This is a genomic window from Aquimarina sp. AU58, from assembly GCF_900312745.1.
Taxonomy (GTDB): Bacteria; Bacteroidota; Bacteroidia; order Flavobacteriales; family Flavobacteriaceae; genus Aquimarina; species Aquimarina spinulae.
This window is the reverse complement of sequence record NZ_OMPD01000014.1, coordinates 910,476-924,171: the sequence shown is the minus strand read 5'-3', so window position 1 is coordinate 924,171 and position 13,696 is coordinate 910,476. Positions and strand designations below refer to the sequence as shown.

Annotated in this window: 11 protein-coding genes; 10 read left to right on the top strand and 1 reads right to left on the bottom strand. The window is 32.7% G+C overall.

Annotated features, from left to right (window positions below):
• The first annotated feature begins 29 nt into the window (after nt 1–29).
• Entirely contained in the window at nt 30–542 is a 513-nt protein-coding gene (locus DK441_RS15325; RefSeq protein ID WP_074409648.1) for a rhodanese-like domain-containing protein, read from the top strand.
• 63 nt (nt 543–605) lie between these two features.
• Here the strand turns inward: DK441_RS15325 and DK441_RS15320 are convergent, their stop codons facing one another.
• On the bottom strand, nt 606–1,628 hold the full coding sequence (locus tag DK441_RS15320; protein ID WP_109851489.1) for a type IX secretion system membrane protein PorP/SprF: 1,023 nt from the start codon (nt 1,626–1,628) through the stop codon (nt 606–608).
• Between the two features lie 522 nt (nt 1,629–2,150).
• Between DK441_RS15320 and DK441_RS15315 the strand changes: the two genes are divergently transcribed.
• From DK441_RS15315 to DK441_RS15275, 9 genes are all read left to right on the top strand, one after another.
• Nucleotides 2,151–3,062, top strand: a complete 912-nt coding sequence (locus tag DK441_RS15315; RefSeq protein ID WP_109851488.1) for a NifU family protein — start codon at nt 2,151–2,153, stop codon at nt 3,060–3,062.
• A gap of 268 nt (nt 3,063–3,330) precedes the next feature.
• Nucleotides 3,331–4,164: an AraC family transcriptional regulator gene (locus DK441_RS15310; RefSeq protein WP_109851487.1), complete on the top strand. Its 834-nt coding sequence runs from the start codon at nt 3,331–3,333 to the stop codon at nt 4,162–4,164.
• Between the two features lie 201 nt (nt 4,165–4,365).
• Nucleotides 4,366–5,664, top strand: a complete 1,299-nt coding sequence (glyA, locus tag DK441_RS15305) for a serine hydroxymethyltransferase (RefSeq protein WP_200822856.1) — start codon at nt 4,366–4,368, stop codon at nt 5,662–5,664.
• A 116-nt stretch (nt 5,665–5,780) separates the two neighbouring features.
• Nucleotides 5,781–8,684 (top strand): aminomethyl-transferring glycine dehydrogenase, encoded by a 2,904-nt coding sequence (gene gcvP, locus DK441_RS15300; protein ID WP_109851486.1) that lies wholly within the window; start codon nt 5,781–5,783, stop codon nt 8,682–8,684.
• A gap of 1 nt (nt 8,685) precedes the next feature.
• Complete coding sequence (gene gcvT, locus DK441_RS15295; protein WP_109851485.1) at nt 8,686–9,780, top strand: glycine cleavage system aminomethyltransferase GcvT; 1,095 nt, start codon at nt 8,686–8,688, stop codon at nt 9,778–9,780.
• Nucleotides 9,781–9,784: 4 nt separating this feature from the next.
• A complete protein-coding gene (gcvH, locus tag DK441_RS15290) occupies nt 9,785–10,168 on the top strand; it encodes a glycine cleavage system protein GcvH (RefSeq protein ID WP_109851484.1) in 384 nt (127 codons plus the stop codon).
• A gap of 169 nt (nt 10,169–10,337) precedes the next feature.
• Nucleotides 10,338–10,538 carry a dodecin family protein gene (locus tag DK441_RS15285; protein WP_074409656.1) on the top strand — a complete coding sequence of 67 codons (201 nt, stop codon included), beginning with the start codon at nt 10,338–10,340 and terminating at the stop codon, nt 10,536–10,538.
• Between the two features lie 154 nt (nt 10,539–10,692).
• Complete coding sequence (locus tag DK441_RS15280; RefSeq protein ID WP_109851483.1) at nt 10,693–12,729, top strand: thioredoxin domain-containing protein; 2,037 nt, start codon at nt 10,693–10,695, stop codon at nt 12,727–12,729.
• A gap of 106 nt (nt 12,730–12,835) precedes the next feature.
• The gene (locus DK441_RS15275) at nt 12,836–13,534 is read left to right on the top strand and encodes a hypothetical protein (RefSeq protein WP_160112114.1); all 699 of its coding nucleotides are present in this window, start codon (nt 12,836–12,838) and stop codon (nt 13,532–13,534) included.
• Nucleotides 13,535–13,696 lie beyond the last annotated feature (162 nt).

Genomic DNA, 13,696 nt, shown 5'->3' with positions numbered 1-13,696 from the left:
AGTGTGTTCTAAGAAAATAAACATTCAAGATGAAAACAGTTATTAAAGTAATTATACTAATTCTAATACCTATGTCCATGCAGGCACAGCAACAAAAGAAGTTATCAAAATCAAATGTTGATTATGATTCTTTTCTGGAAATATCTGAAGAAATTTTAGAATATAGAAAAGAACGATTAATCCCTCTGGAGACTTTTCTAAAGTATATGGCAGATGAGAATACTATTTTATTAGATACTCGTTCTGAAAGTGCTTACAAACAAAAACACCTTAAGGGAGCAACTCATATCAATTTTTCTGATTTTACAGAAGGAAAACTGGCAAAAAAAATACCTTCTAAAAAGACTCGTATTTTAATTTATTGTAATAACAATATCGATGGAGATTCTATTAATTTTGCTTCCAAAATGGCTCCTCTAGCATTAAACATCCCAACATTTATAAATCTCTATGGATATGGTTATAAAAATGTATATGAATTGTCCTCTTTGGTTCCTATAAAAGATCAAAGATTACAATTTGATGGTACTTTTACCAAATAAAATAAATGCCTGCAAATATGCAGGCATTTATTTTATCTTTTACGTAATATTTTTATACTGTGATCAGTTTTTAGAATTAACCGCCGGACAATTACAATTCCATCTTTCCTTACGCTTCCCAAAATCGTACCCTAGAGTAATTTGGTGGAAACCTCCATTACTAAGCACTACCGAATTTAATTGATAACTGTAAGTATACCCAACCATCCATTTTTTATAATTAACTCCCAAAAATGGGGTTATGTATTGCAATTGCTGGCTTTCTATAGAAGTCCCATCCTGAGAAAATTCTGCTCCATCCAGGCTACGTCTGTAAGATATTCCTCCCCATAAAGTACTGGAACTAAAATCTCGATATACTTTTAAATTAGCATCAATGGTACTTTCTTGAGTTTCATCTGTGGCTTGATACATAATAGATGGTTCTAAACTCCACGGAGTAGCACCAATACCAAACAAATACCCTAAAGAAAAGATATATCTACGTTGATTATTAGATTCTCGTATCGGGGTATCATTATCAAAAACATCACGAACAGTTGGTAATATATTTTTAACAGTAATATGGGCATACCATTCTAAATAGTTATAAGATAATCCTACATCAACATTATAATATACATCTTTTTGCACTCTATCCAGAATTACAGGATCTGGGTCAAAAGGATCATCAAGCCCTCTTAAATCCACATTAGATTGTATCAAACCAGCACTAAGACCAAAAGATAACATATTTAAATCTGTTCTATCTCTCGAAAACAAAAGGTGATAAGCATATGTTACATACAGTCCTGCCTGAGAAAACCTACCATTTTCATCTCTATATACAATTCCTCCTAAACCAGATTTCTCACCAGTTCTAAAATTAACATTTAAAGTTTGTAGATTAGGTGCATTATTCACATCAAACCATTGCTTTCTGGCAGTAAGCCTAATTTTATTAGCATTTGATGCGCCAGCCATTGCAGGATGTATTAAGTACAAATTATCAGAGAGATAATCAGAGTATACAGGAATACCTTCTTGCGAGAAGACAAATGGAGATACCAGTACTAATACTACTACATAGAATGTTTTTAAGTTCATTTGAGCACTATTATTTAGGGGCTAAATAGAATTTGTGAATTCAATCTAAACTATTAAAAACAGTTTATATTGTGAGGCTTCACCTTATTTTTTTAAATAAATCATTGTATTTCAATCGCTCCAAAGATATAAATTTTTGTCAGAATACAAGATCTATACTTTTTGAAGTCAAAACAAGTCAAAGGATGTACTCCCTCTTATGGTTATTATTTTTAACCAATTATAGGCATTAGAAATCTGTCCTTGATCATTATATTTTTTGTGCAAACATAGCTGCATTACCACTATAAATCAACGTTTAATTAAGATTTTGTGATGAATCACTTATTATTAGTGATGAAATTTTTGATCGATAATCTTATTCTTCTTTGTGCCTATATAATTATTATCAAATTCAACAACAAAAGTCAAAATAATGCACTTTATTTATCCACATCTATTTAAGATTAGTTAAAAATTGTTAGCATTACGCATACATTACTAATATCGTGTTGCTTTTTAGTAGATTTGCAAAAAAAGCGCATGGAAAAGAATTTTGAAATAAAAATAGAACCTACTTCAAATCCGGGTATTGTTAAGTTTGAAGCCAATTATTTTCTAACCCAGCATACTAGTTATGAATTTGAGAATATAGATCAGGCCAAAAATGCTCCTCTTGCACAACAATTGTTTTATCTCCCATTTGTAAAAAGGGTATTTATTGCACAAAATTTTGTTGCAATAGATAAGTATGATATTGTAGAATGGCAAGATGTGCAGGAAGAAGTTGCACAACAGATCAAAAATTACCTAAATAGTGGTCAACCTATTATTACTGAAACCGAGGTCGAAACCACAAAAAAAGTTCCTATTACTATTTATGCAGAGAGTACTCCTAACCCTGCTGTATTAAAGTTTGTTGCTAATAAAAAATTAGTCACTGCAGGGCATGAATTTAAAAATATTGATGATGCCAGCGAAGCACCCTTGGCACAAGAGTTATTTCATTTTCCGTTTGTTAAGGAAGTATACATTGATGAAAATTATATTTCTATAGGGAAATACGACTTAGCAGATTGGAACGATATTACCACAGAGATCAGAGATTTTATACGCAGTTATCTAGAGCAAGGTAAAGAAGTTTTAACTGCAAATGCTGCTGTGACAAAAGAAGAAGTAAAAAAACAGTCTGATTTAGATTTTGAAAATCTGGATGATGTCTCAAAAGATATTGTAAATATTATTGATGAATATATCAAACCTGCTGTAGCTAGTGATGGAGGTAACATATTATTTGATTCTTATGATCCGAAGAGCAAAGGTGTAAAAGTAATTTTACAAGGAGCTTGCAGTGGATGTCCGTCTTCTACTTTTACATTAAAAAATGGAATCGAAAATATGCTAAAAGAGATGTTAAAAGACAAAGTAGAATACGTAGAAGCTATAAATGGTTAATATTTATATATAAAGAACCTAAAACATAGTTTTTATCTATTCAAAATCATACTAAATTATCCATATAATAGTACTAAAACATCAAAACATACATTTTTTAATACATTTCAAACTATTGATTATAGATAATTTATAAAACCGACATATATTAGCTACTTAAAAAAGTATAGAAATACTTTTTGTTAGTATCATAAGTTAAGAATTATACCAAGGATTTTTTTGGGTTTTGAATGATTAAAAAATCGCTCAAAAGTAAATTATTGAGATAATGTATGACAAAAACAAACATAATAATGTCCAGCATTTTATAAATAACGCTCTCGATAATTTAGAGTTGTTTAAGGGGTCATTTACATCACATCAATTTAAGCCTCATTTTCATGAAAGTTACACTATAATTTTTATGGATTATGGTATTGGTGACTATTCTAACGATTCTTCTAATTTTATTTTATCTACTGGTTCAATTCTTGTTTTCAATCCCTATGAAGTACATACTGGAAAGCCTGTAAAAAATTCCCCATGGAATTTTCTTACTATGTATATTCCTATTGGGATCATGAAAAAGGCTATGGATACTCTAAATCTGCCTATAGAGTTACCTATTTTTAAAGAAAATATTATAAACAATAAGGTATTATTCAAAAAAGGTAAAGCCGTATTTCCGAATTTGATTTACAATCAACATAATCCAAAGTCCGAATGTTTACTTATGGACTTTCTTAAAGAGCTTATCCAAAGGTATGCGTATACTGAAATAAATAATGAACCAATTTCAGAAAAACTTATTGTTGCACGGCAAATCAAAGAATATTTACACGACCATTATCTTGAAGAAGTTTCGACACATGATCTTTCTAACTTAACAGGCATTTCAGAATACGGATTGATCAAATCTTTTAAAAAACAATATCAACTTCCTCCGCATCAGTACCTAGTGAATCTTAGAATAGAAAAAGCTAAAAAACTACTAACAGAAAGATTATCTGCAACAGAAGTGGCCTACCAGTCTGGTTTTTTTGACCAAAGTCATTTTACCCGTCATTTCAAAAAAATAATAGGTATTACCCCTAAACAATTTGCCAATAAGGTAATTACCTAAAACATTTCCTTACAAACTACAAAACAGCATTCTATCCCGTTTTCATTTTATTAAATCGACACAAATATTCGATTGCAATTTTGTACTATTTTTTCAATTTTATTCTTCACAATTTGCATCCGTTAATTTTTGATTCATAAAAATCTTATATGTCAAAAAAAATACAGTAACTAAAATCCGATGCTCAATATTGGATGTAATATGCTAAAAAAAGAAAATATGGTACAAGATATTCAGGACAATGAGATAAAAAACCTTATCGCAGAAGAAACAGAACGTCAAGAACATGGAATAGAACTAATTGCCTCAGAAAACTTTACATCTAAGCAGGTTATGGCGGCCATGGGTTCTTCTCTAACCAACAAATATGCAGAAGGGCTTCCTGGAAAAAGATATTATGGCGGTTGTGAAGTAGTCGATAAGGTAGAAACACTTGCCATTGATAGAGCTGCAAAACTCTTTGGAGCAGAATGGGTAAATGTACAACCGCATTCTGGAGCACAAGCTAACGCAGCTGTAATGCTGGGCTGTCTTAATCCAGGTGATAAAATACTAGGTTTTGACCTATCACACGGAGGTCATCTTACTCATGGATCACCGGTTAACTTTTCTGGTAAACTTTATCAACCAAGTTTCTATGGAGTAGAACAAGAAACAGGTCTTATCAATTGGGATACCGTTGCAGAAACAGCAGAAAGAGAAAAGCCTAAATTAATTGTTTGCGGAGCATCTGCCTATAGTCGTGATTGGGATTATGAAAGATTAAGAGCTATAGCAGATCAGACAGGAGCTTTATTATTGGCAGATATCTCTCATCCGGCAGGATTAATTGCTAAAGGTCTATTAAATGACCCTATAAAACATTGTCATATTGTAACGACTACAACACACAAAACATTGAGAGGCCCAAGAGGAGGAATGATTATGATGGGGCAAGATTTTGAAAATCCATGGGGCCACGCTACCAAAAAAGGAGTAATCAAAATGATGTCTAATGTTTTAGATATGGCTGTTTTCCCTGGAACTCAAGGAGGACCATTAGAGCATGTAATTGCAGCAAAGGCGGTTGCATTTGGTGAAGCACTTACTGATGACTATAAAGTATATGTAGAGCAAGTAGCAAAAAATGCCAAAGCAATGTGTGCTGCCTTAATAGAAAGAGGGTATGATATTATCTCTAACGGAACCGATAACCATATGGCTCTTATTGATCTGCGATCAAAAGACATTACAGGAAAATTAGCAGAAAACACATTGATAAAAGCAGATATTACAATTAACAAAAACATGGTGCCCTTTGATGATAAATCACCATTTGTAACATCTGGTATGAGACTAGGAACATCTGCCATTACTACCAGAGGAATGAAAGAAAATGACATGTATACCATGGTTGGTTTTATAGATGAAGTATTATCAAACCATGATAATGATGCTAAGATTTTATCTATCAAAACAGAAGTAAATAACTGGATGAAAAAATTTCCATTGTATAAATAAAAACAATCTAGCGGATAGTTATATTATGAAATGAGCCATATAAACCAAGTTTGTATTTATCGAAAATTTTGAATGGTGAATTCCATCTGACCGTTAAAGAACAATAAAAAGAACAGATGAAAGATCTAAGTACACTTAAACAAGAATTCCTACCAAGGCATATAGGCCCAGGTAAAAAGGAAATTGGTCAAATGCTAAACGTGATTGGTGTTTCATCATTAACACAGTTAATTGATGAAACAGTTCCAAAAAACATTCGTTCTACAGAACCATTAGCATTACCAAAAGCTCAAACAGAATTGGAGTTCCTTACCAATTTCAAATCTATGATGGAAAACAATACAGTATTCCGTTCATTTATAGGAATGGGATATCACGACTGTATTGTACCGCCAGTTATTCAGCGAAATATTCTTGAGAATCCAGCTTGGTATACTGCTTACACACCGTATCAGGCAGAGATAGCACAAGGTCGACTAGAAGCCTTGATCAATTATCAAACCATGATTACAGATCTTACAGGAATGGAACTAGCTAATGCTTCTCTTTTGGATGAAGCTACAGCTGCAGCAGAAGCAATGACACTTCTATATCGTGTAAAAAGCAGAGCAAAAAAACAAGCCAGTACATTTTTTATTGATCAAAAAACATTTCCGCATACCATAGAGCTTATCATAGGTCGTGCAGAACCTATTGGTATTAATGTAGTTGTTGGGGATATCGCCGAACTTGATATGTCAAACCCAGATCTTTTCGGACTTCTTACCCAATATCCCGATAGTGATGGCGCAATTACAGATCCAACATCTTATATTACTGAAGCACAAAAGCATGAAGTAAAAATTGCAGTAGCATCAGATCTAATGGCATTAACACATATTACTGCACCAGGCGAAATGGGAGTAGATGTAGTTGTAGGTACTTCACAAAGATTTGGAGTACCCCTAGGATATGGAGGGCCACACGCTGCTTATTTCGCTACAAAAGAGGTATATAAACGTCATATTCCTGGTAGAATTATTGGAGTAACAGAAGATAGCCATGGTCGTCCTGCATATCGAATGGCACTACAAACCAGAGAGCAACACATTAAACGAGAAAAAGCTACCTCAAATATCTGTACCGCACAGGTATTACTTGCGGTAATGGCTGGGATGTATGCTGTGTATCACGGGAAAGATGGACTATCTCAGATCGCTAATAAAATCCATTTATCAACGGCTAAGCTTAATCAGGAATTAGAGAAACTTGGATATACACAAACGAATATTCATTTTTTTGATACTTTAAAAATAGAAGTAGAAGATAAAGAACGTATTAAAAAAATAGCACTCGATAAAGAAATCAATTTCAGATATTTTGAGGATAATCATGTAGGGATATCACTGCACGAAAAAACTACATTGGCCGATCTACAAGATATCATCGAAATCTTTGCTAATGCAAAGGGTAAAACGGTAAAGATAACAGATTGGAAAATTGATGCAACTGCGATCCCTGCTTCTTTACAAAGAAAAACTTCTTATCTAGAACACCCTGTATTTAATTCTTATCAGGCAGAGCATGAAATGCTTAGATATCTAAAAAGATTAGAAAATAAAGATCTCTCATTAGTACATTCTATGATTGCTTTAGGCTCATGCACCATGAAACTTAACGCAACTACAGAGATGATGCCTTTATCGTGGGGAGAGCTTGCCAATATTCATCCTTTTGTACCCACAAATCAAGCAAAAGGATACCATCAAATGTTTGAACATTTGGCGTCTTGGTTAGCAGAAATTACTGGTTTATATACCACCTCCTTACAGCCAAATAGTGGAGCTCAGGGAGAACTTGCAGGCTTAATGGTTATAAAAGCATATTATGCAGATAAAAATCAAACGCATAGAAACATAACTCTTATCCCATCCTCTGCACATGGTACCAATCCAGCAACTGCAACTATGGCGGGTCAACAAGTAGTTATTGTATCCTGTAAAGAAAATGGAGATATCGATATCGATGACTTGCGTGCTAAAGCCGAAAAACATAAGGATAATTTAATGGCATTAATGGTTACCTATCCATCTACTCATGGTGTTTTTGAAGAAAATATTAAAGAAGCCTGTGAGATTATTCATGATAATGGAGGAAAAGTATATCTGGATGGAGCAAACCTAAACGCTCAATTAGGATTAACTAGCCCTGGAATTATCGGTGGAGACGTATGTCACCTTAATCTTCATAAAACCTTTTGTATCCCTCATGGTGGTGGTGGACCAGGGATGGGTCCTATTGCAGTAAGTAAAGAACTTGCTCCATTTATACCGGGTAATGCTGTAGTAAAAAATGCAGGAGGAGAAAAGGCTATAGCAGCTATCTCTGCAGCACCTTGGGGTAGCGCAAGTATTCTTTCTATTTCTTATGCATATATCGCATTAATGGGTGGCGAAGGATTAACCTCTGCTACAAAAATGGCAATTCTAAATGCCAACTATATAAAAGAAAAACTCGTCGATCATTATCCTATCCTGTTTACCGGAGAAAAAGGTCGCAATGCCCATGAGCTTATTATCGATTGTAGAGCATTTAAAGAAGAAGATATTACTGTAACCGATATTGCAAAAAGACTTATGGATTACGGATTTCATGCACCAACTGTATCATTTCCTGTTGCAGGAACTATTATGATAGAACCCACAGAAAGTGAAACTATAGAAGAACTTGATCGCTTTATTGATGCTATGATAAGTATCAGAAATGAAATAAAAGAAATAGCAAACGGAACTGCCTCTAGAGAGCAAAATGTATTAAAAAATGCTCCTCACACTATGGAGTTTATCGCTCGAGACAATTGGGATATGCCATATTCCCGAACCAAAGCAGCTTTTCCGCTACCTCATATAAAAGGCAATAAATTCTGGCCTAGTGTAGGTCGTGTAAATGATGCCCATGGAGATCGAAATTTAATGTGTAGTTGCCTACCTGTTTCGGTTTTTGAAGAAGATACAAAGAATACAGAAATAACTATAAACTAATATGGAAACAGAACTAATAAGTATAGCTCTCGAAGCTAAGCACCAGGAGTTGGGAGCAAAAATGGTCCCATTTGCAGGATATTTAATGCCACTTCAATACACCTCTGTAGTACAGGAGCACAAAACTGTAAGAGAAGGTGTTGGTATATTTGATGTATCACATATGGGTGAATTTATCCTTAGAGGACCTAAAGCGTTAGATTTAATTCAGAAAATAAGTAGTAATGATGCCTCTAAATTAAATATTGGGAGTGCTCAGTATTCTTGTATGCCTAATGATAAAGGTGGTGTTGTAGATGATCTTATTATCTATAAACTAGGTGATGAAGAATATCTTTTGGTAGTTAATGCCTCTAATATTGACAAGGACTGGAACTGGATAAAAAGTCATAATACAGACAATGTAGAAATGATTGATCGTTCTAATGAAATATCACTTTTTGCCGTACAAGGACCACTTGCAAGCCGGGTATTACAAAAACTCACAAAAGTAACACTTGCTGATATCCCATATTACACTTTTGTTATGGGTGAAATAGCAGGAATACAAGATGTAATCATTTCTGCTACAGGATATACAGGCGCAGGAGGTTTTGAACTTTATGTTCCTAATTCTGGAGCAGAACAACTTTGGAATGCAATTCTCGAAATTGGAAAAGAAGATAACATTCAGCCTATAGGACTTGGAGCAAGAGATACATTACGATTAGAAATGGGATTCTGCTTGTATGGAAATGATATTGATGACACCACTTCTCCATTAGAAGCAGGATTAGGCTGGATTACAAAATTCACTAAACCTTTTATTAATTCTGAAGCTTTACAAAAACAAAAAGCAGAAGGAGTCACTCGAAGATTAGTTGGCTTTGAAATGATAGAAAAAGGTATCCCCAGAGCTGGATATGTAATTTATAATGAAAATGATGAGTGTATCGGAAAAGTAACTTCAGGAAGTCAATCACCTATATTAGAAAAAGGAATAGGACTTGGTTATGTAACTATTCCCCACGCTAAAGCAGATAGTACCATTTTTATCGAAATTCGAAATAAGCGCATCAAAGCAATAGTTAAAAAAACACCTTTCATAAAAAAATAAAACTATGAATATCCCAGAAGAATTAAAGTATAGTAAAGATCACGAATGGATCAGAATAGAGAACAATATTGCCCATATAGGTATTACAGATTTTGCGCAAAGTGAGTTAGGTGATATCGTTTATGTAGAACTCGAATCTTTGGATGAAGAACTTAATGAAGGAGAAGTAATGGGATCTATTGAAGCAGTTAAAACCGTTTCTGATATTTTTATGCCAGTTTCGGGTACTGTTATTGAAATTAATGAAGAGCTGGAGTCAAATCCGGAAATGGTAAATTCTGATCCCTATACTAAGGGTTGGCTTGCTAAAATAGAAATCTCTAATCCAGATGAGATTAACGATCTATTAGATGCTAATGCATATAAAAAATTAATAGGAGCAGAATAACGGTTACTCATCAAAAAATAAGATGATTTTATGTCAATATGCTTTTTAACGATAAATTTATAATTATATCGAAAAATCCAGGAAAAGAATACATGCTATTTTTTCTAAAAAGCAACAGTTTGTTGTATCTTAGATATTCTTATATTTTTTAATTTAAAAAACTCACAACATGGCGATTATTAAAGTTATCGAAGTATTAGCAAATTCTGAAAAAAGCTGGGAAGATGCTACTAGAAATGCTGTAAAACAAGCTAGTAAATCTGTAAAAAACATTAGATCTGCTTATGTTGCAGATCAAAGTGTTGTGGTTAAAGACAATGATGTAACAGAATTCAGAGTAAGCCTAAAAATCTCTTTTGAAGTAAAATAAAAAGTTTTATTACTTCTTTATAAAAAGCATTCTGATGTATTCGGGATGCTTTTTATATTTTTATACATTACTAAAATCGACTCTGGTGAAATATTTATGCATCATTATATCATCGCTATTATTTACAACGTGCACAAGTCAAAATAAACCACCTATGAAACAACACGCTTATACTAATGATCTTATTTATGAAACCAGTCCATATCTCCTGCAACATGCTCACAATCCTGTAAATTGGAAACCTTGGGGAGAAGAAGCACTACAACAAGCTAAAAAAGAAAACAAGCTTATTATTATAAGTATAGGATACGCAGCTTGCCATTGGTGCCATGTTATGGAACATGAAAGCTTTGAAGATCCTAAGGTAGCAGAAATCATGAATGCGAATTATGTAAATATTAAAGTAGATCGTGAAGAACGCCCCGATATAGATCAGGTATATATGAGTGCAGTACAATTAATGACCGGTAGTGGTGGTTGGCCTCTTAATATGGTTGTATTACCCGACGGAAGGCCTGTTTGGGGAGGCACCTATTTTCCTAAAGGAAATTGGGTTGATGCCTTAAAACAAATTGCAAATTTATATGAAAAACAACCCGATAAGCTAATAGAATATGCCGAAAAACTAGAACAAGGGATTAAGGCTGTAGATCTTATCGAAGTAAACACTAATGCTATTAATTTTGATAAAGAATTTATAGCGACTTCTGTAAAAGAATGGAGTTCTCATTTTGACCATCAAAAAGGAGGTACAAAACGAGTTCCTAAATTTATGATGCCCAATAATTATCATTTCCTTCTTCGGTATGCTCATCAAACCAAAGACGAAACACTATTAAATTTTGTAAAAAACACCTTGACAAAAATATCATATGGCGGGGTGTATGATCATATTGGAGGAGGGTTTGCACGATATTCTACAGATGGAAAATGGCATGTCCCCCACTTCGAGAAAATGTTATATGATAATGCACAATTAGTAAGTCTGTATTCTGATGCTTTTTTAGTTACCAAAGATCCCTGGTTTAAAGATGTGGTTTATGAAACTTTAGATTTTGTAGCAAGAGAGCTTACTAATAAAGAAGGAGCCTTTTATTCGTCTCTGGATGCAGATAGTAAAACTCTGGACGGAGAACTAGAAGAAGGTGCTTTTTATGTATGGACCAAAGAAGAATTAAAAAAAATTGTACCTGATAATGACTACACTCTCTTTGCTGATTATTATAATATAAATTCATATGGTTTCTGGGAAAAAGGAAACTATGTTTTAATTAGAAAAGATGCTCATCAAAAGTTCTGTAGTGAAAATAATATTGATAGTGAAGTCTTGATTAAAAAAATCTCTAAATGGAAACAAGTTTTACTTCATGAGCGTGAAAAACGCTCTCGACCACGATTAGATGACAAAACTCTAACTTCGTGGAATGCTTTAATGCTAAAAAGTTATCTGGATGCATATAGAGCTTTTGGAGAGAAAAAGTTTTTGGATGCTGCTATAAAAAATGCAAACTTTATCAAAACCACTCAGTTAAAAAATGATACATCTTTATTTCATAACTACAAAAACGGCAAAAGTACCATTAATGGGTATTTAGAAGATTATGCACTGGTTATTGAAGCTTTTATAACCTTATATCAAAACACATTTGACCCAGAATGGCTAGAGGTATCAGAACAACTTACACAATACACTTTAAACCACTTTTTTAATGAAAGCAAGAATATATTCTATTTTACTTCTGATCAAGACCCAAAACTTATTACACGTACTATAGAATACAGTGATAATGTAATCCCAGCATCTAATTCAATAATGGCTAAGAACTTATTTCTACTATCTCATTATCTTGATCGTTCTCATTACAAAGAAATAAGTGAACAAATGTTACATAATATTAAACCGCAAATCAAGTCTTATGCATCGGGGTACTCTAATTGGTTAGATCTTATGCTCAATTTTTCTTTTAACTTTTATGAATTGGTTATTATAGGTAAAGAAGCAAAAATTAAATTAAAAGAAGTAAGTCAAACTTATATTCCAAATAAACTAATAGCGGGAGGTACATCAGATTCTGATACTGCCTTATTAAAAAACAGATTTGTTAAAGACAAAACTTTGTTTTATTTATGTGTAAATAATTCATGTAAATATCCGGTTGAAGAATTTAAAGACATTTTACCTTTAGAATAAATACTCCTGGGGGAAACCTATATTAAATTTTAATTTAACCTGACTTAGTTTTTGACTCAAATTAGTATAACATAATATTTCAATACTAATCCAAAATTCACTTATTATGAAAAGAATATTTTTATTTTTTATAGCTCTCATGTTTGCATTTGCGATTAATGCCCAAGTAGTATCAAATGGTAAGAACCAAACAAATTCTTTTACCCCTTTATTATATGCACATAAATATTTTAAAGATAATAAAAACAAGACGCTAGGGACTCCTTATGAAAATGAGAAGTTTGAATTAGGAGAGATTATTCATAACAATTCAAAACAAAAGATTAGAAAACTGTTTTTAAGATACAATGTGTTTAACGATCAAATAGAAGTAAGCAAAACCTTAAAATCTTCTGAAATTCTGGGACTCACCAAAAACAAAAGTGTCTATGTACGAATTAAAAATAAAGAGTATCATTATAAGGAATACAAATATCGCAATAATAAAACTAAAAATGGGTATTTAATAAAGCTAACAAGTAATGCCAAAATCAGTTTATACAAACTATTGAAAAAAAAATATATTGATACCAAAATCGCAAAAACTCCAATGAACAAAGATATTCCAGCAAAATTCACAGATCAACATGCCTATTATTTAGAAATAGACGAAAAACTATTTCCTGTTAGTTCAAGTAAAAAGAAAACGGTAAGTATCTTTCCTAACAATCAAAAAGAAGTAAAAGATTTTATTGGTAAAGAAAATTTAAGTTTAAAGAAAGAAAAGGATCTAATTAAATTAGTAAATTTCTACAACACATTGTAATACTATTTTAAGTAATGTAGCAAAAAAACGCTTAACCACTTTTTATTTTGAGCTATGCTAAAAGTGTTAAAAAAATGTTTTTTATGGATTTTTTAACACCTTTAAACCATTAACAATCAATTCAATTGTAGTCTTAATCCTACATTAATTACGGTTTTACCG

What these genes read in the sequence shown, in the direction of transcription:
- DK441_RS15325 (WP_074409648.1), top strand. Translation starts at nt 30, where the DNA reads ATGAAAACAGTTATTAAAGTAATTATACTAATTCTAATACCTATGTCC.
- DK441_RS15320 (WP_109851489.1), bottom strand. Translation starts at nt 1,628, where the DNA reads ATGAACTTAAAAACATTCTATGTAGTAGTATTAGTACTGGTATCTCCA.
- DK441_RS15315 (WP_109851488.1), top strand. Translation starts at nt 2,151, where the DNA reads ATGGAAAAGAATTTTGAAATAAAAATAGAACCTACTTCAAATCCGGGT.
- DK441_RS15310 (WP_109851487.1), top strand. Translation starts at nt 3,331, where the DNA reads ATGTATGACAAAAACAAACATAATAATGTCCAGCATTTTATAAATAAC.
- glyA (WP_200822856.1), top strand. Translation starts at nt 4,366, where the DNA reads ATGCTAAAAAAAGAAAATATGGTACAAGATATTCAGGACAATGAGATA.
- gcvP (WP_109851486.1), top strand. Translation starts at nt 5,781, where the DNA reads ATGAAAGATCTAAGTACACTTAAACAAGAATTCCTACCAAGGCATATA.
- gcvT (WP_109851485.1), top strand. Translation starts at nt 8,686, where the DNA reads ATGGAAACAGAACTAATAAGTATAGCTCTCGAAGCTAAGCACCAGGAG.
- gcvH (WP_109851484.1), top strand. Translation starts at nt 9,785, where the DNA reads ATGAATATCCCAGAAGAATTAAAGTATAGTAAAGATCACGAATGGATC.
- DK441_RS15285 (WP_074409656.1), top strand. Translation starts at nt 10,338, where the DNA reads ATGGCGATTATTAAAGTTATCGAAGTATTAGCAAATTCTGAAAAAAGC.
- DK441_RS15280 (WP_109851483.1), top strand. Translation starts at nt 10,693, where the DNA reads ATGAAACAACACGCTTATACTAATGATCTTATTTATGAAACCAGTCCA.
- DK441_RS15275 (WP_160112114.1), top strand. Translation starts at nt 12,836, where the DNA reads ATGAAAAGAATATTTTTATTTTTTATAGCTCTCATGTTTGCATTTGCG.